General features: G+C 69.2%; 15 protein-coding genes. 7 read left to right on the top strand and 8 right to left on the bottom strand.

Annotation, left to right across the window (positions count from 1 at the left end; translation table 11 throughout):
- The first annotated feature begins 286 nt into the window (after nt 1–286).
- Complete coding sequence (gene topA, locus ABLE93_RS06040) at nt 287–2,947, top strand: type I DNA topoisomerase (RefSeq protein ID WP_348838660.1); 2,661 nt, start codon at nt 287–289, stop codon at nt 2,945–2,947.
- A 29-nt stretch (nt 2,948–2,976) separates the two neighbouring features.
- Here topA and ABLE93_RS06035 read toward each other — a convergent pair whose 3' ends face one another.
- On the bottom strand, nt 2,977–4,410 hold the full coding sequence (locus tag ABLE93_RS06035) for an MDR family MFS transporter (protein ID WP_348838659.1): 1,434 nt from the start codon (nt 4,408–4,410) through the stop codon (nt 2,977–2,979).
- A gap of 223 nt (nt 4,411–4,633) precedes the next feature.
- The gene (locus ABLE93_RS06030) at nt 4,634–5,806 is read right to left on the bottom strand and encodes a zinc-binding metallopeptidase family protein (protein ID WP_348838658.1); all 1,173 of its coding nucleotides are present in this window, start codon (nt 5,804–5,806) and stop codon (nt 4,634–4,636) included.
- Nucleotides 5,807–6,140: 334 nt separating this feature from the next.
- On the opposite strand from ABLE93_RS06030, the gene ABLE93_RS06025 reads away from it, so the two are divergent.
- The 4 genes from ABLE93_RS06025 to ABLE93_RS06010 all read left to right on the top strand — a co-directional run bounded on the left by ABLE93_RS06025 (nt 6,141) and on the right by ABLE93_RS06010 (nt 9,824).
- A complete protein-coding gene (locus tag ABLE93_RS06025; RefSeq protein ID WP_510182993.1) occupies nt 6,141–7,259 on the top strand; it encodes a TRAP transporter substrate-binding protein in 1,119 nt (372 codons plus the stop codon).
- 140 nt (nt 7,260–7,399) lie between these two features.
- Complete coding sequence (locus ABLE93_RS06020) at nt 7,400–7,999, top strand: TRAP transporter small permease subunit (RefSeq protein ID WP_348838657.1); 600 nt, start codon at nt 7,400–7,402, stop codon at nt 7,997–7,999.
- Nucleotides 7,999–9,324: a TRAP transporter large permease gene (locus tag ABLE93_RS06015; RefSeq protein WP_348838656.1), complete on the top strand. Its 1,326-nt coding sequence runs from the start codon at nt 7,999–8,001 to the stop codon at nt 9,322–9,324. Before ABLE93_RS06020 ends, ABLE93_RS06015 begins: the two co-directional genes overlap by 1 nt.
- Before the next feature lie 32 nt (nt 9,325–9,356).
- Entirely contained in the window at nt 9,357–9,824 is a 468-nt protein-coding gene (locus ABLE93_RS06010; RefSeq protein ID WP_348838655.1) for a DUF488 domain-containing protein, read from the top strand.
- Nucleotides 9,825–9,826: 2 nt separating this feature from the next.
- Here the strand turns inward: ABLE93_RS06010 and ABLE93_RS06005 are convergent, their stop codons facing one another.
- The 3 genes from ABLE93_RS06005 to ABLE93_RS05995 all read right to left on the bottom strand — a co-directional run bounded on the left by ABLE93_RS06005 (nt 9,827) and on the right by ABLE93_RS05995 (nt 12,594).
- Nucleotides 9,827–11,476 carry an NTP transferase domain-containing protein gene (locus tag ABLE93_RS06005; protein ID WP_348838653.1) on the bottom strand — a complete coding sequence of 550 codons (1,650 nt, stop codon included), beginning with the start codon at nt 11,474–11,476 and terminating at the stop codon, nt 9,827–9,829.
- Nucleotides 11,473–12,186 carry an XdhC family protein gene (locus ABLE93_RS06000; protein WP_348838651.1) on the bottom strand — a complete coding sequence of 238 codons (714 nt, stop codon included), beginning with the start codon at nt 12,184–12,186 and terminating at the stop codon, nt 11,473–11,475. Before ABLE93_RS06000 ends, ABLE93_RS06005 begins: the two co-directional genes overlap by 4 nt.
- A gap of 84 nt (nt 12,187–12,270) precedes the next feature.
- Entirely contained in the window at nt 12,271–12,594 is a 324-nt protein-coding gene (locus ABLE93_RS05995) for an XdhC family protein (protein WP_348838650.1), read from the bottom strand.
- Nucleotides 12,595–12,700: 106 nt separating this feature from the next.
- Here ABLE93_RS05995 and ABLE93_RS05990 point away from each other — a divergent pair, with 106 nt between their 5' ends.
- Nucleotides 12,701–13,774: a lysine-2,3-aminomutase-like protein gene (locus tag ABLE93_RS05990; RefSeq protein WP_348838648.1), complete on the top strand. Its 1,074-nt coding sequence runs from the start codon at nt 12,701–12,703 to the stop codon at nt 13,772–13,774.
- A 24-nt stretch (nt 13,775–13,798) separates the two neighbouring features.
- Nucleotides 13,799–14,665 carry a PPC domain-containing DNA-binding protein gene (locus ABLE93_RS05985; RefSeq protein WP_348838646.1) on the top strand — a complete coding sequence of 289 codons (867 nt, stop codon included), beginning with the start codon at nt 13,799–13,801 and terminating at the stop codon, nt 14,663–14,665.
- Here ABLE93_RS05985 and ABLE93_RS05980 read toward each other — a convergent pair.
- The 3 genes from ABLE93_RS05980 to ABLE93_RS05970 all read right to left on the bottom strand — a co-directional run bounded on the left by ABLE93_RS05980 (nt 14,628) and on the right by ABLE93_RS05970 (nt 17,907).
- Entirely contained in the window at nt 14,628–15,815 is a 1,188-nt protein-coding gene (locus ABLE93_RS05980; protein ID WP_348838643.1) for a vWA domain-containing protein, read from the bottom strand. The genes ABLE93_RS05985 and ABLE93_RS05980 overlap by 38 nt on opposite strands.
- 274 nt (nt 15,816–16,089) lie before the next feature.
- Nucleotides 16,090–17,022, bottom strand: a complete 933-nt coding sequence (locus ABLE93_RS05975) for an AAA family ATPase (RefSeq protein WP_348838642.1) — start codon at nt 17,020–17,022, stop codon at nt 16,090–16,092.
- Nucleotides 17,023–17,103: 81 nt separating this feature from the next.
- Nucleotides 17,104–17,907, bottom strand: coding sequence for an FAD binding domain-containing protein (locus ABLE93_RS05970; protein WP_348838641.1), 804 nt, complete (start codon nt 17,905–17,907; stop codon nt 17,104–17,106).
- Nucleotide 17,908: the final 1 nt, after the last annotated feature.

The raw sequence follows: 17,908 nt of genomic DNA, 5'->3' as shown, positions 1-17,908 counted from the left end.
AGATTGAGTTTGATATTAAAACATACTCTAGGTTGTAACTTCGCCGCATAATGGCTTTGAGGCCGGTGGGGGGCACCATTTGACAGGCGACGCCCGGCTCCCCATGTTGCGGCGCTCCGGGCGTTGCGATCCCGGCCGCTGGGGGTGTCGGATCGCGATTGAACGCCGGGCACCGGGAGCGGGAGCCCACTGCTCCACTTCCGGGCGGTCACGCGGCCACCCGGGTCCCCCCTCTATCCTTAAGGCCGCGCAATGGGGCAGCGGCCCTTGAAGAGACACGGTCGTCATGCAGGTCGTCATCGTCGAATCGCCGGCCAAGGCGAAGACGATCAACAAATATCTCGGTCCCGGCTATGAGGTCATCGCCTCCTACGGCCATGTGCGAGACCTGCCGTCCAAGGACGGCTCGGTGGATCCGGACGCCGACTTCCGCATGCTCTGGGAGGTCGATCCCAAGGCGCAGAAGCGGCTGAACGAGATCGCCGCCGCCGTGAAGGGGGCCGACGGGCTCATCCTCGCCACCGACCCGGATCGCGAGGGCGAGGCAATCTCCTGGCACGTGCTCGAGGTGCTGCGGCAGAAGAAGGCGCTCAAGAGCCAGAAGGTCGAGCGCGTCGTCTTCAATGCGATAACGAAGCAGGCCGTGCTCGACGCGATGAAGGCGCCCCGCGCCATCGACGTCGCTCTGGTGGATGCCTATCTCGCCCGCCGCGCCCTCGACTATCTGGTGGGGTTCACCCTTTCGCCGGTGCTGTGGCGCAAGCTGCCGGGCGCCCGTTCGGCCGGCCGCGTGCAGTCGGTGGCGCTGCGGCTTGTCTGCGATCGTGAGCGCGAGATCGAGACCTTCGTCGCCAAGGAATACTGGTCCATCGTCGCCCGCCTCGCGACGCCCCGCGCCGAGGAGTTCGAGGCCCGCCTCAGCGGTGCCGACGGCAAGAAGATCACCCGCCTCTCGGTGGGTACCGCGGAGGAGGCCAAGGCCTTCCGCACCGCGCTGGAGAATGCCGACTTCCGCGTCCGCTCGGTGGAGGCGAAGCCGGTCAGGCGCCACCCGCAGCCGCCGTTCACCACCTCGACCCTGCAGCAGGAGGCGAGCCGAAAGCTCGGCCTCGCCCCGGCCCGCACCATGCAGATCGCCCAGCGCCTCTACGAGGGCGTGGACGTGGGCGGCGAGACGGTGGGCCTCATCACCTACATGCGGACCGACGGCGTCGACATGGCCCCCGAGGCGGTCAGCGCCACCCGCAGCGCCATCGGCAAGCAGTTCGGTCCGAAATACCTGCCCGGCGTGCCGCGCAAATACACCACCAAGGCCAAGAATGCCCAGGAGGCCCACGAGGCCATCCGCCCGACCGATCCCTCCCGCCACCCGCGCGAGATGGCCCGCCATCTCGATGGCGAACAGGCCAAGCTCTATGAGCTGATCTGGATCCGCACCGTGGCGAGCCAGATGGAATCGGCCGAGCTGGAGCGCACCACCGCCGATATCGAGGCGAAGGCGGGAGGCCGCACGCTTGATCTCACCGCCACCGGCACGGTGGTGAAGTTCGACGGCTTCCTGACGCTTTATCGCGAAGGCAAGGACGACGAGGACGACGACGAGGAGAGCCGCCGCCTCCCCGCCATGAGCGCCAACGAGAAGCTCGACCGGCGCGCCATCCTCACCGACCAGCACTTCACCGAGCCGCCGCCGCGCTATTCGGAAGCCTCGCTGGTGAAGCGCATGGAGGAGCTGGGCATCGGCCGGCCTTCCACCTATGCCGCTGTGCTCGCCGTGCTGCGCGACCGCGAATATGTGAAGCTCGACAAGAAGCGTCTCGTCCCCGAGGACAAAGGCCGGCTCGTCACCGCCTTCCTCGAAAGCTTCTTCAAGCGCTACGTGGAATACGACTTCACTGCCGATCTCGAGGAGAAGCTCGACGAGGTCTCGGCGGCGGAACTCGACTGGAAGGAGGTGCTGCGCGCCTTCTGGCAGGACTTCTCCACCGCCATCGAGGCCACCAAGGACCTGCGCGTCTCGCAGGTGCTCGATGCGCTGGACGAGATGCTCACCGCCCACATCTTCCCGCCCACGGAGGATGGCAGCGACCCGCGCCTGTGCCCCACCTGCGGCACCGGGAGGCTGTCGCTGAAGATGGGCAAGTTCGGCGCCTTCATCGGCTGCTCGAACTATCCGGAATGCCGCCATACCCGTCCGCTCACCGGCGACGCGGCGCAGGAGGGCGACGGCACCCGCGTGCTCGGCCTTGATCCGGAGAGCGGCGAGGAAGTGACCGTGCGCTCGGGTCGGTTCGGCACCTATCTCCAGCTCGGCGAGGGCAAGGACGGCGAGAAGCCCAAGCGCTCGTCTCTCCCCAAGGGTCTCGCTCCGGCCGACGTGGACCTTGAAACTGCGCTGAAGCTTCTTGCGCTGCCGCGCGAGGTGGGTCGGCATCCCGAGGACGGCGAGCCCATCCTCGCCGGCATCGGACGCTATGGTCCCTACGTCCAGCACGGGCGCATCTACGCCAATATCGAGGACGGCGACGACATCCTCGCCCTCGGCCTCAATCGCGCGGTCACGCTCATCGCCGAAAAGCAGGCCAAGGGTCGCGGCGGACGTGGCGCGGCAACGCCTGGCCGCACGCTGGGCGACCACCCGACCCTCGGCGGTGCCGTCACCGTGCGGCCCGGCCGCTTCGGGCCTTACGTGAACCATGGCAAGGTCAACGCCACCCTGCCCAAGTCGACGGATCCCGAGGCGCTGACACTGGAAGCGGCCGTCGCGCTGATCGACGCCAAGGCCGCCGCCTCCCCCGGCAAGGCGGCCAAGGCGCCGCGCAAGGCCAAGGCCGACGGCGAGGCGCCTGCCGCGAAGGCCACGGCCAAGAAGGCACCCGCCAAGAAGGCCCCGGCCAAGAAAGCGCCGGCGAAGAAGTCCGCACCCAAGACCAAGGCCGCCGAGTAGCAGTGGCGGCGGCTCGGCCGCCGCCCGCTTCAGACGAGGCCGCCGTCGCTCTCGGCGTGATGGACCGAGGCGCGCAGCGGCCGCTCCGGCAGGAAGGAGAGCGCCAGCGCGGCGAGCGCGGTCACCAGCGCAACGGTGCCGAACACCCGCTGGAAGCCGACGGCCACCGTTGCAGGATCGGCGGTGCGCGCGAGGCTCTCCGCGTCATGCGCCCCGCTGCCTGCCCCGAGCGCCGCCAGAAGCACGGCGCCGAGCACTGCCACCACGAGCGCGCCGCCGAGCTGGCGAAAAAAGGTCATCACCCCCGTGGCCGTGCCCATGCGATATGGCGGGATGGCATTCTGGATCGAGACCGTACACACCGGCAGCACCGTTCCGATGCCCGCGCCCACAAGCGCCAGCAGCGCGCATAGCACCACGAGCGGCAGCGCCGGCGCGAGGGCGAGGATGCAAAGCCCGGTGGTGGCGATGCCCAGCCCGGCGAGGGCCGGACGCTTGTAGTGCTTGATCCGCGCCATGGCGCGTCCTGACACCACCGCTCCGCAGACCACGCCGCCCATGAGCGGGATGAGGCCGAGGCCAGACTGGCTGGCGGACAAGCCACGTCCGGTCTCGAAATAGAGCGGGACGAAGATGGAGAGCCCGACCATGGCGCCCACCGCCATGAACGCGGCGGCCATGCCGCGGCCAACCACGGGATCCGCCAGTAATTCGAGGGGGAGGAACGGCTCCCGCGCCGCCCGCATCCGCCAGACGAAGAGGGCGCTGAGGACCCCCGTCGCGCCCAGCAGGCCGAGGATGACGGGCGATGTCCAAGCATAGCGCACGCCGCCCCAGCCGAGCGCGAGCAGCAGCAGCACGCTCGCCACCACCATCAGCCCGGCGCCGAGGAAATCCATCTCGTGCTTTCGATCGTGGCGCGGCAAGCGGCGCAAGGCGCGATCGGTCATCAGGAAGGCGGCAAGGCCGATGGGCAGGTTGATCCAGAAGCTCAGCGTCCAGCTGAGATACTGGGCGAAAAACCCGCCAAGCAGCGGCCCTGCGATGCTCGCCGCCGCGAACACGCCGGCGATCTGCGCCTGATAGCGCCCACGCTCCCGCGGCGAAACCACGTCGGCGATGATGGTCTGCGCCAGCGATATGAGCGCGCCCCCGCCGAGACCCTGCAGCGCGCGGGCGATGATGAGCACGAGGAGGTTGGGCGCCAGCGCGCAGGCTGCCGACGCCAGCGAAAAGATGGCGATCGCAGTCAGCAGCATCACACGCCGGCCGTGGATGTCGCTGAGCTTGCCATAGAGCGGCGTCGCCGCCGTGGAGGCCAAGAGATAGGCGGTCACCACCCAGGAAAGGTTGGTGAAGTCGCCGAAGGCTTCGCCGATGGTGGGCAAGGCGGTGGCGACGATGGTCTGGTCCAGCGCGCCCAGCAGCATGGCGAGCATCACCCCGAAGATGATGCGCTGCACGTCCGCCTGCGCCAACGCCGCGGGGACTGCGCCTTGCGCCGGAGCTTCGGAAAGGGAATCGGCTCTCAGAGCGTCTTCGGATCGGGTCATCAATGGAGAATCTGCTCGGGCGGGGACCCCATGGGCACGCCCAGAGAGCAGGAAAGCAAGGCCGGCGGCAGGGCAAACCCTGCGTCACCGGCCGCCGCCAAGCTTCACGAACGCGTGTTGGTACCGGCGGTGGCTAGGCCACCGCCGCCTCGGGACGGCCTTCCGGTGCATCTTCTTCGTTGATGCCGCGGCCGGGCGGAATCTCCTCCACCGCCTCCGGCGGGGCCACCTCGTCCTGCTCCACCTGGCGGTGGATGAGGCGGTGGATGAAGCCGAGCTTCTCGATGACGCCCGGCCCGAGGATGAAGGGATAGGCGTCCGCCATGCCGAGGCAGCGATTGAGGCTGTTCAGGGCGAAGGACATGGGCAGCCACGAATCCACCATCTGCTGCACGGGGCAGGCCTGATAGGGATTGAAGTTCACTTCCGCTTCGAGATTGCCGGTGTTGTCGAGAGCCGGCTGCACATGGATGCCGAAGGCCGCCGCCATTTCCAGCGTGTCGACGATGTGGATGTAGTGCTTGAAAGTCTCGGCGAAATCCTCCCACGGATGGGCGGTGGCATAGGCCGACACGAAGTCCGACTGCCAGTCCGGCCGCGGCCCCGCGTCGTAATAGGCCTTCAGCGCCTCGCCATAATCCTCCCGCTCATCTCCGAACACGGCGCGATAGGCTTCCAGACGGCCGGCGTCGCGGACCAGACGGTTCCAGTAATAGTGGCCGACCTCATGGCGGAAATGGCCCAGCAGCGTGCGATAGAGCTCGCCGAGCTCGTTACGGCGCTGCTCGCGTTCGGCGTCGTCGGCCTCCACCAACGCGAGGGTGATGAGGCCTTCGTCATGGCCGGTCATCACGCGCGGTGCGGAGCCGTCAGGGGCATCGGCCAGGAACTCGAAGCACAGGCCGCCATCGCGATCCTGGACATTCTCGAGCGGCAGGTTGAGGCGGATGAGTGAATAGATCAGCCGGTGCTTGGCCACCTCCACCTTGCGCCACTTGCGCAGATTGTCGGAGAGCGTGAGGTCCGGCACCGTGCGATTGTGCCGGCAGGCGAGGCAAAACTCCTCGCTGTCCTGCTCCGGAACCAGCCAGTTGCAGGCATCGTGAACCGCATTGGCGCAGAAGCGGTAGCGTCCGCCGGTGTCGCCGATCGCGCGCCACACGCCGTCCTGCGCGTCGCCTTCGGGCTCCAGGGCGGCGAGTTCGTTGGTCTCGGGAATGTAGCCAAGGTCATGGCCGCACTTCTCGCACCGGCGATTCTCGAAATACAGAAGCTGGTCGCAGGCGGCGCAGCGGAAAAGTCGCATTTGGGTCTCCCCCGGTCGGCATGGTCTGGCCGCGTCATTGGCCGTGCATCGGCAGGTACGCGCACCCGGGCGGCTCATGAACCCTCGGGGCGCCTCAAGGTTCCCGCCCAGCCGCAAACCAGCATTCCTCTCGAGAAAATTAGCCGATGTTCGACTTAAGTCTATTGCCCTATGGGCATGCCGTAGCGTCTTCTCTTTGGGTGAGGTGGTTGACGGTGCGCCAACACCGGTCAGGCGAAAAATCGCCGGCCTGCCACCCAGGGAGGAAATCGTGAGCCAAGATTCGCACAAGCAAGACCGCGTCACCCCCGCATCCGCCGGTCCCGCCGAGGACATCCATGCGACTGCCGCGGAAAGCCGCCGGCCCAGCCGCCGTTCCATTCTGGCCGGTGTCGCCGTGGCCGGCGCTGCGGCCGTCGCAGCCCCCGCCGTCCATGCCCAGGCCTCGGTAAAGCTGAAGTTCCAGTCCACCTGGCCCAACAAGGACATCTTCCACGAATTCGCCGGCGACTTCGTCAAGACGGTGAATGCCATGTCCGGCGGCCGGGTGGAGCTGGAGCTGCTCGCCGCGGGTGCGGTGGTCCCGGCCTTCCAGGTGGCGGACGCGGTCTCCGCTGGCATCATCGACGGCGGCCACGGCGTCTCCGCTTACTGGTACGGGAAGAACAAGGCCTTCTCCCTGTTCGGCACGGCTCCAGCCTTCGGCTGGGACGCGGACGAGCTCCTGGGCTGGATCCGGTATGGCGGCGGCCAGCAGCTCTATGACGAGCTGGTGCAGAACATTCTCAAGCTGAACGTGGTCGGCCTCCTCACCGGCCCCATGCCGGGTCAGCCGCTGGGCTGGTTCAAGAGCGAGATCTCCAGCCCGGACCAGTTGAAGAACCTGAAGTACCGCACCGTGGGCCTCGCGGCCGACCTCAACAAGGAGCTGGGCGTCGCCGTCACCATCCTTCCGGGCGGCGAGATCGTGCCGGCCATGGACCGCGGGCTGATCGACGGCGCCGAGTTCAACAACCCCTCCTCCGACACGGTGCTGGGCTTCCCGGACGTATCGAAGGTCTACATGGTGAAGAGCTATCACCAGGCCCTCGAATGCTTCGAGGTGCTGTTCAACAAGACCAAGTTCGACGGCCTGCCGAAGGACGTGCAGGCGATCATCCGCGGCGCGGCGGATGCCGCCTCCTCGGACATGATGTGGAAGGCGCAGGACCGCTATTCCAAGGATCTGGAGGCGCTCAAGGCACGTGGCGTCAAGGTCATCCAGACGCCGGCGGCGGTGCTCCAGGCCCAGCTGAATGCCTGGGACAAGGTCATCGCCAACCTCTCCAGCGATCCGTTTTTCAAGAAGGTCGTGGACAGCCAGATGGCGTGGGCGAAGCGCGTGGTCGGCTTCCGTCTCGAGTACGAGCCGGACAGCGCCATGGCTTACAACCACTTCTTCAAGAAGGCCTGACGCGAGCCCAGAACCGCGCCCAAACCGGCCGCCCGGCATTGCGCCGGGCGGCCGCATGGCGCGCGACTTTTTAGGTACGACGACGCACCGGGGCAAACCCGGGCTGAAAACAACAAGACCTTCCTCAGGATTTCCCGCCCATGCAACGGTTCCTTTTGGCCGTGGACGCGGTCAATACCTTCATCGGCAAGCTGTTCGCGTGGTCGATTGTCATCCTCACGGTGGCGATCTGCTACGAGGTCTTCTGCCGCTACGTCCTGCGCGCGCCCACCTCCTGGGCCTATGACGTGTCCTACATGCTCTACGGCACGCTATTCATGATGGCGGGAGCCTACACCCTGTCGCGCAACGGCCATGTGCGGGGCGATTTCCTCTATCGCAACTGGCCGGTGAAGCGCCAGGCGACCGTGGATCTGGTGCTTTACTTCCTGTTCTTCTTCCCCGGCATCCTCGCCCTCATCTATTCCGGCTGGGGCTATTTCCGCCTCTCGTGGCTGCTCAACGAGCATTCCTCCTTCTCCCCGGACGGGCCCATCATCTGGCCGTTCAAGGGTCTGATCCCCCTCACGGGGGTATTGATGCTGCTGCAGGGCATCGTGGAGGTCATCCGCTGCACCATCGCCATCCGCACCGGCGAATGGCCGCCACGACTGAACGATGTGGAGGAGATGGAGAAGCTCATCCTGGAGCAGGCCGCCAACAAGGCGGATGCCGAGGCCATCGGTCGGGGGGCGCTGTGATGTTTCTGTCCGATCCCGCCCTCGGCATCCTGATGCTGGTGCTGTTCCTCGTGTTCCTGATGCTCGGCTTCCCCATCGCCTTCACCTTGATGGCGCTGGGCGTCGGCTTCGGCTACTTCACGCGCGGCGACACCGTCTTCCAGCTCTTCGTCCAGCGCACCTATTCGGTGATGGCGAACGACGTGCTCATCTCCATCCCGCTGTTCCTGTTCATGGGCTACGTGGTGGAGCGGGCGAACATCCTCGACCGGCTGTTCCGCGCCATCCAGCTGGCGGCGGGATGGGTGCCCGGCTCGCTGGCGGTCGCCACCCTCATCACCTGCGCCATGTTCGCCACCGCGACGGGCATCGTCGGTGCCGTGGTGACGCTCATGGGGCTTCTCGCCTTCCCCGCCATGCTGCGGGCCGGCTACGACACCCGGCTCGCCGCTGGCGTGGTCTGCGCCGGCGGCTGCCTCGGCATTCTCATCCCGCCGAGCGTGATGCTCATCCTGTACGGCGCGACGGCCGGCGTGTCGGTGGTGAAGCTCTATGCAGCGGCGTTCCTGCCCGGGCTCATGCTGGCTGGCCTCTACATGGTCTATGTGATCGTGCGGGCGACGCTCAACCCGGCCATGGCGCCAAAGCTGCCGCCGCAGATGCGCGCGAGCTCCACCGCCGAGGTCGTGTGGGCGCTGGCGTCCTCCTTCCTGCCGCTGGCGCTGCTCATCTCCGGCGTGCTCGGAGCCATCGTGTTCGGCCTGGCGACGCCCTCGGAGGCGGCAGCCGTGGGCGCGGCGGGATCGGTCATCCTCGCCCTCGCCTATCGCAGCTTCTCCATGAACAAGCTCAAGGAAAGCGTCTTCCTCACCGCCCGCGCGTCAGCCATGGTGTGCTGGCTGTTCGTGGGCTCGGCGGTCTTCTCGGCCGTGTTCGCACTGCTCGGCGGCCAGCAGGTGGTGGAGAATTTCGTGCTCTCCCTCAACCTCGGGCCCATCGGCTTCCTGCTGCTCACGCAGGCCATCATCTTCGTTCTGGGCTGGCCGCTGGAATGGACGGAGATCATCGTGATCTTCCTGCCCATCTTCCTGCCGCTTCTGGATAATTTCGGCGTCGACCCGATCTTCTTCGGGGTGCTGGTGGCGCTCAACCTGCAAACCTCCTTCCTGTCGCCGCCCGTGGCCATGGCGCCGTTCTATCTGAAGGGGGTGGCGCCAAAGCACGTCTCCATCGACGAGATCTTCTCGGGAGTCATGCCGTTCCTGTGGATCGTCATTTTCTCCATGGTGATGCTCTACGTCTTCCCGGGCATCGCGCTGTGGCTGCCGAAGGCGCTCTATGGCTAGCGGGGCGAGGAGTGGCGGGGCATGATCGGCGCATGAGCGAAGATCGTGCAGCCACCTCCCTCTTCACCATCGGCTACGAGCAGTCGACCCCGTCCGCCTTCCAGTCGGCCCTAAGCGAGGCGAAGGTGGATCTGGTGGTGGACGTGCGCGCGGTCGCGGCCTCGCGCCGTCCCGGCTTCTCGAAGACGGCGCTGGCTGCCGGCATCGCCGAGCATTCCATCGCTTACGTGCACCTGCGCGCGCTCGGCACGCCGAAGGAGGGGCGCCTTGCCGCGCGCAGCGGTGATCACGACGCACTCATGCGCATCTACGATGCCCACCTCGCCACCGCCCCGGCGCAGGCGGCGCTGGAGGAGCTCGCCGATCTCGCCAAGGGCCGCCGGCTGTGCCTTCTATGCTACGAGCGGCATGTGGAGGGCTGCCACCGCCTGCGCCTCGCCGCATGGATGTGCGAGCGGTTGGACATCGGCGTCACCCACCTGATCCCCGCGCCGTTCTGAGATCACTTAACCGGGGCGGGCGCGATGTCCTCCTCCGTCGCCGGCCCGGCGACGGCCGCGCGGGCGGCGGCAAGGAGATGGGGGGTGTCCACGTCCAGGAAGGCACCGTCACCGTCTGCCGCCACCTCGGCCACCACGTCCGCATTGGCGGCAAGGACGTGCCGCGCGCCGACGTCGCCCTCCAGTGCCGACAGATCGGCGAAATAACGCCGGGACCACAGCACCGGATGACCCCGCTGCCCGCCGTCCACCGGCACGGCGATGAGCCGGCCGGCTTCGGGGGCGTGGGCCGCCATCAGCCGGTCCAGCAATTGCGGCGCGACCAACGGCATGTCGCCCAGCACCACCAGCGCCCCGGCCGCTGTCTCCGGCACCGCGCCGATGCCCTTGCGCAGGGATGAGGCCATACCGCTGGCATAGGCGGCGTTGTGGACCAGCGTCACCTCCAGCCCTTCCAGCGCCGCGGCGACCCGCGCCGCTTCATGTCCGGTGACGACGATGACCGGCCGTGCCGCCGATTGCAGCGCCGCCTCGGCGACACGGCGGATCACCGGCCGTCCGCCCACCTCGGCAAGCAGCTTGTTGATGCCCTTGCCCATGCGCGACGACCGCCCGGCGGCGAGGATGACGGCGGCGAAGCCATCCTCCGGCGCTTCGGTCTCGGCGCGAGGCTGGGGCCGTGTCGCGATCTCGGTGAGGAGCCCGCCGGCGCCCAGCCCGGCGATCTCGCCCGCCGTCACCTCAAGTCCCGCCAGCAGCCGATTGAGGATCCAGTCGAAGCCGTTCTCCTTGGGGCTGCGGGCACAGCCCGGCGCGCCCAGCACCGGCACAGCGCCCAGATGACCGAGCATGAGGAGGTTGCCCGGGTCCACCGGCATGCCGAGACGCAGGACCGTGCCCCCGGCGGCCACCAGCGCGGCGGGGATCACGTCGTTGCGGTCGGCGATGGCGGAGGCGCCGAACACGATGACGAGCTCGGCCCCCGCCTCCACAGCTCGGCCCAGCGCTGCGCACAGGCTGGCGGAGGCGTGGGGCAGCGTCTCGTGGCGGATCACCTCGGCCCCCGCCGGGGCAAGGCGTGCGCGGGTGATCGCCAGGGTCTTCGCCACCACCTTGTCCGCAAGCCCGGGCAGGAGGGTGGAAAGGACCGCTACCCGCCGCAGGCGAAACGGCGCGATTTCAATGGCGCCACGCCCCGCCGCCGCGGCCGCCTCCACGAGCGCGGCGGGGACGGCGTAGGGAATGATCTTCACCGTGCCGACCATATCGCCGGCCGCGACGGCGCTGTAGTCGCGCAGGGTGGCGAGGGTAATGGCCTCGTGCACCCCGTTGAACGCATCGAGACCGTTGCCGGGAAGGCGCAGCACGCCGGCGGCCTGCGCATGCAGATTGGCGCGGCCAGTGAACGCCGCCTCGGCCCGCACATGGGCGCCGGCCACCGCCGCGGCGAGGCGCCGGGCAGCTTCGTCCTCGTGTATTTCGCCCGGCTCAGGCTGTGCCGCCACCACCTCGCGGATGCCGGCGGCACCGAGGCGCGCGATCTCGGCAGCACCAAGGCGGGTACCCTTCTTCAAAGTGCCCCCGGGCAGCCGCACCGAATGGGCGGCGATGGCGCCCTCGGCATCCGCCAGCGGCAGCGGGCCGAATTTCACGCCGCGGCTCCCTCGGCCGAACCGGCCGCTGCGCCGCCGAGGCGCAGCGCCCGGATCACTTCGCCGAGCACGGCCACGGCGATCTCCGCCGGGCTCGCGGCGCCGATGTCGAGGCCGATGGGGGCATGGATGCGGCCGATGGCGGCCTGGGACAGCCCCGCCCCGGCGAGGCGCTCCACCCTCCGGGCATGGGTGCGGCGCGAGCCGAGTGCGCCCACGTAGAAGCAGCCGGCGGTGAGGGCGGCCGCGATCGCCGGCTCGTCGATCTTGGGATCGTGGGTCAACGCCGCCACGGCGGTGAAGGGATCGAGCCCGTAAGCCGGGAGCGCCTCCTCGGGCCATTCGGCGATCACCGGCACATCGGGAAACCGCTCGGGCGTGGCGAAGGCGGTGCGCGGGTCGAGTATCGTGATGTCGAAGCCGGCAAGCCGCGCCATGGGCGCAAGCGCCTGTGAGATATGCACCGCGCCGACCACCAGAAGACGCGGCGGCGGAACGTCCACCGCCAGGAAGGCCCGCCCTGCGCCCTCCCCCACCATGCCGCTGCGGCCGGATGCCAGGGCCGCGCCGATGTCCCGCGCCAGCGGATCGGACGCCTGCCCGGCGGCGGTGACGAGGCGCTGGGCGCCGCTGTCCAGCTCCGTCACCACCACGGCGGCGCGGCGGGCGGCACGCTCGGCATTCAGGGCTTCAAGCAGGTCGAGACGCATGGCGGTCCTCCCTCAGGGAGCTGTCCGATCATCTTCCCCAATGAATATAACGCCGAGGGCCTGCCGTCACCGGGCGCGGCGCATTCAGTCCACGCGCTCCACATAGACGGCGATCTTGCCGCCGCAGGAGAGGCCCACCTTCCAGGCCGTCTCGTCGGCGACGCCGAACTCCAGCGTGCGCGGGGCGCCGCTGGCGATGACCTCCGCCGCCTCGCTCACCACCGCACCCTCGACGCAGCCGCCAGAGACGGAGCCGAGGAAATTGCCGTCGGCGTCGATGACGAGGCGGCTGCCCACCGGGCGCGGGGCCGAGCCCCAGGTCTCCAGTACGGTGGCGAGCGCCACGCTGCGCCCTTCGCGGCGCCAGCGCTCGGCGGCGGCCAGAACATCGCTCTCGGTTACGTCCATCGCCGGTCTCCTTCCCTTGAGGGATATTTGGCAAGGCCCCTGCGATCCCATATAGGTGTCCGGCCCGAAGATGCCCAACCTCCTGTCGAAAAACCTGGCGCGCCCCGTGCCCGAGCTTGTGTCCCGCGCCGCCCGCGATCAAGGGACCCTGCGCACCGCGGACGATCTCGTCGCCGCCGGCCTCCTCGCGCCCGAGGCGCGCACGGCGGCGGACGAGGTGGCCGCCCGCTATGCGGTGGCGCTGACGCCGACGCTGGCCCACGCCATCGACCGTGCCGATCCAGACGATCCGATCGCCCGCCAGTTCGTTCCCGATCCGTCCGAGCTCAAGATCCGGCCCGAGGAGCGGGCCGACCCCATCGGCGACGATGCGCACAGCCCCGTTCCGGGCGTCGTGCACCGCTATCCCGACAGGGTCCTGCTCAAGATCGTGGGCGTCTGCGCCGTCTATTGCCGCTTCTGCTTCCGCCGCGAGATGGTGGGGCCGGGCACCGGGTCCATGCTGTCCGCCGACGCGCTGGAGGCGGCCTTCGCCTATATCGCGCGCCGGCCGGAAATCTGGGAGGTCATCCTCACCGGCGGCGACCCCTTCATGCTGGCCCCCCGGCGCATGGCGGCGGTGGTGGAACGCCTCGCCGCCGTGCCCCATGTGCGGATCGTGCGCCATCACACCCGCGTGCCTGTTGCCGCGCCGGAGCGGGTGGACGCGGCTTTCGTGGCGGCGCTCAAGGCGCCCGGCATCACCCCCTATGTGGCCGTCCATGTGAATCACGCCCGCGAGCTGACCGCGCCCGCCCGCGCCGCGCTGGCACGCCTGGCGGATGCGGGCATCCCGCTCGTCTCCCAGTCGGTGCTGCTGAAGGGGGTGAATGACGATGCCGTCACGCTCGCGGAGCTGTTCCGCACCCTCGTGGAGTGCCGGGTGAAACCCTATTACCTTCACCACCCGGACCTCGCCCCCGGGACCGGTCATTTCCGACTGACGGTGGCGGAGGGGCAGGCGCTGATGCGCGCGCTGCGCGGCCGCCTGTCCGGCCTTGCCCTGCCGACCTACGTGCTCGACATTCCCGGCGGGGCGGGCAAGGTGCCCCTCACCCCCGGCCATCTCGCCGAGGCCGGCGACGGGCTCGCCGTCACCGACAATTGCGGCGGGGTGCATCTGTATCCGCCGGGCGCGTGAAGCCCGCGCCACATGGAGGACGACATGGGGGAGCCGCGCCGCGTGGCCCAGCCGGGGCCGGAAGCGATCGAGCGCGTGGAGAGCGCCGTCGGCACGCTGACGGTGCTGGATTTCGAGCTGGAGGCGGGCCTCACCCTGAACGAAGCGGTCTGCGGGCCGCTGCTCAGGGCCAGCATGGGCGCCGCGCAGGTGGAGCTCTCCGGCGGTGCGCTCGGTCCTTTTACCTATGTCATGCCCGCCGCGGCCACCGATGCGTTGCACGCCGCATGGTACAGCGCCGCCTTCACGCCGCCCGGCGAGACCCGCTTCGAGCGCGGCAACGTCACCTTCGGCCGCAAGGAGGGCGCTCCTTTCATCCACTGCCACGCCTTCTGGACCGAGGCCGACGGCAGCCGTCACGGCGGCCACATCATGCCCCACGACACCGTCGTTGCCGCCCCCATTCGCGCCCGCGCCTACGCCGCAGCGGAGGTGGAGACCACGGCCGATTTCGATCCCGAGACGAATTTCCCCCTCTTCACCCCCCATGCCGCCATGGCGCCGCAGGGCGCGCCCCGCATTGCCTTCGCGCGGGTGCGGCCGAACACCGACCTCTTCACCGCGGTGGAGGACATCTGCCGACGCCACGGCTTCGCGGCGGGACGGCTGCGCGGCGGGGTGGGCAGCATCATCGGCGCCCGCTTCGAGACCGCGCCGCCGGTGGATGACTACGCCACCGAGGTCTTCATCACCGACGGAACGGTGGCGAAGGATGCCGAAGGCGTACTGGTGGCGGACATCTCCCTGTCCCTGGTGGGGCTGAGCGGCGTGACGGCGGAGGGCCGGCTCGTGCGCGGCGACAATCCGGTGCTCATCACCTTCGAGCTGGCGGTGGAGGAAGCCGCCGGCTGACCGGGCCGGAGAGCGCCGAGACCAGGCTCTCCAGGCTGGCGAGATCGTGGACGGGGCGCATCTCGTCCACATGCGGGAGCATGGCCGCGACGCCGCGCGCCTTCGGTTCGAAACCGGCATAGCGCAGCAGCGGATTGAGCCAGACGAGGCGCCGGCAGGAGCGCTGCAGCCGCGCCATTTCCTCTGCGAGGCCCGCGTCCACCTCGCGCTCTAGCCCGTCGGTGAAGAGCAGGACGACAGGGTTCTGCGCCGTCACCCGGCGTGACCATAAGCGATTGAAGGCGCGCAGGGACGGCGCGATGCGGGTGCCGCCCGCCCAATCCTGCGCCGCTCGTGCCACCGCCTGCAACGCCGCATCGGGATCGCGCCGGGCGAGGGCTCGGGTGGCGTTGGTGAGCCGCGTGCCGAACAGGAAGACGGACACGCGCCGCCGGCGCGACATCGCATGGAGAAAGGCGAGGATGGGGCGCGAATAATCCGCCATCGATCCGGAGATATCCAGAAGCGCCACCACGGGTGGCGGCCGCAGCTGCGGGCCGCGCCGCTTCAGGGTGAGAAGATCGCCGCCGGTGGAGAGCGCAGCGCGCAATGAGGCGCGCAGGTCGAGGCGGCGGCCCCTCGGATCGAGCTTCAGCCTGCGGATCCGCGCTCGGTCGTCGGGCATGGCGAGCCGCGCGATGCGGCGGCGCGCGTCGGCGAGCTCGGCCGCCGACATCTGGGCGAAATCCCGCGTGCGCAGCACGTCCTCGGCGGAGGCGGCGCGGCGGGCCTCCACCTCGACGCGCTTGGGGTCCGCCGGCCGCTCGGTGCCGATGCCGGCAAACAGCGCCTCCTCCACCCGCCGCAGCACGCTCTCCCGCCGCTGCTCGCGCTCCGGCACGGCGACGGGGGAGAGCATGGCGATGAGCTTTTCCTGATGCGCCCGCCGGCGCCAGAACAGGCGGAAGGCCTGGTCGAACACCACGCTGTCTTCGTGGCGGGAAACGAAGAGGGCGTGGAGGGTCCAGTAGAATTCTTCCCGCGCGCCGATGCCGGTGGCCTCCACCGCCGCCACCGCATCGAGCACGCGGCCCGGCCCCACTGGCAGCCCGGCAGCCCGCAACGCGCGGCCGAACCAGGCGATGTTCTCGGGCAAGCGTCCGTCAGTCATGGTGAAGCAGCCTGCACGCGCACTCGGCTCGGCCATGGGCCCTCCGGTCGAGCCAGAGGGCGAAGGCGGTGAGGCGGGGGTCGGACGAAGGAGGCTGGCGAAGGCGAAAGCGAACGCGGGGCGGCATCAGAAAGCGCTCCGGCGGCGGTCTTTGCCACCACCGTCGTGCTCCGGCTTGACCGGAGCACCCATCTCTCCGCCCGCACTGCTGCCTGACCCGGCCATGGGCCCTCCGGTCGAGCCGGAGGGCGACGGCGGTTGAGAGCCCGTCGCCTCACTCCGCTGCGCGCGCGGCGTGGCGCGCCTCCTCCACGAGGCGGGCGATGCGGGGGGCGTCGGTACGGGCGATGTCGTCCTGATACTTCAGCAGCACGCCAAGCGTGTCACCCACCATCGCCGGATCGAGGGCTGCGGCGTCGAGCTCGATCAGTGCCGAAGCCCAGTCGAGGGTCTCCGCCACGCCCGGCACCTTGAACAGATCCTCCCGCCGCAACGCCTGCACGAAGGCGACGACTTCGGCCGACAGCCGCGCCGGGGCGTTCGGCAGGCGCGCCTTGAGGATGGACATCTCGCGCGCCGCGTCGGGATAGTCGACCCAGTGGTAGAGGCAGCGCCGCTTGAGCGCGTCGTGAATCTCGCGGGTGCGATTGGAGGTGAGAACGATGATGGGCGGCGCCGGTGCCCTCACGGTGCCGAGTTCCGGGATCGTCACCTGATGGTCAGCCAGCACTTCCAGCAGGAACGCCTCGAACGCCTCGTCGGTGCGGTCGAGTTCATCCACCAGCAGAACGGGAGGGCCCTCGGGCTGAGGCTCCAGCGCCTCCAGCAGCGGGCGGCGCAGCAGATAGCGTTCGGAAAAGACATCGGCGGCGATGGCCGCCTTGTCGCTCTCGCCCGCGGCTTCCGCGAGGCGGATGGCGATCATCTGCGCCGCGTGATTCCACTCGTAGACCGCGGCGGCGAGGTCCAGCCCTTCGTAGCACTGCAGGCGGATGAGACGCCGGCCAAGGGCAGCCGCGAGGGCCTTCGCCACTTCGGTCTTGCCCACCCCGGCCTCACCTTCCAGGAGAAGGGGCCGGCCCATGCGCAGGGCGAGATGGAGCACGGTGGACAGCGCCCGGTCGGCCACGTAGCCCTGGCCTTCAAGCAGGCGCTGCGTGGCGTCGATGGAGCCGGGCAAGCCGCCGTGATGTGCATCCGCGCTCATGGCGTGAGTAGAGCATGAGGGCAGCCCGCGGCCAAGGCGGGTGAGGGCAACCGGCGCGGGCAGCCCTAGTCTCCGTCCGGCTCACATGGCGCGGGCGCGCTCCACCGCGCGCTTCAGCATGACCTTGGCCAGCTGGGCGCGATACTCCGCGCTGCCGTGCAGGTCGCTCATGAGGTTGGTGGGGTCGAGCACGAGGTCCGCCACCGCTTGAGGAGAGAAGTCCGACGCCAGCACCGCGCCCGCCTCGGTCCACAGGAACACGCCGGACTGGCCCGCCCCCGTCACCGCCACCCGCACCTCAGCCGCCGTCTTGCTCACGAACACGCCGGCCATTGCGTAGCGGGAGGCAGGGTTGCGGAACTTGGCGTAGCCTGCTGCCGCGACCCGGGGGAAATCCACCCGGGTGATGATCTCGCCCTCCTCCAGCGCGGTCTCGAACAGGCCGCGGAAATAGTCGGCGGCGGCGATGGAGCGCCGGTCGGTGACCACGGTGGCGTTGAGGCCGAGCACGGCGGCAGGGTAGTCCGCTGTGGGATCGTCATTGGCGAGCGAGCCGCCGATGGTGCCCCGATTGCGCACCGCCGCGTCACCGATCACGCTCGCGAGCTCGGCAAGGGCGGGAATGGTCTCGCGCACCAGTGCGGAAGCGGCCACCTCGGCGTGGCGCGCCATCGCGCCGATGGAGACCCCCTCCGGGATCGCGGAGATGCCCGAGAGGCCGGGAATGCGCGAAAGGTCCACCAGAGCGGTCGGCTGGGCGAGCCGCTGCTTCAGGGTCGGCAGCAGGGTCTGGCCGCCGGCGAGGGCCTTCGCCTCGGGATCGGCGGACAGCGCCGCGCCGGCATCCGAAAGGGCGGTGGGGCGCTGATAGTCGAAGGCGTACATG

This window comes from Xanthobacter pollutisoli (assembly GCF_040044995.1).
Classification (GTDB): Bacteria; Pseudomonadota; Alphaproteobacteria; order Rhizobiales; family Xanthobacteraceae; genus Xanthobacter.
This window is presented reverse-complemented; position numbering and strand designations above follow the sequence as displayed.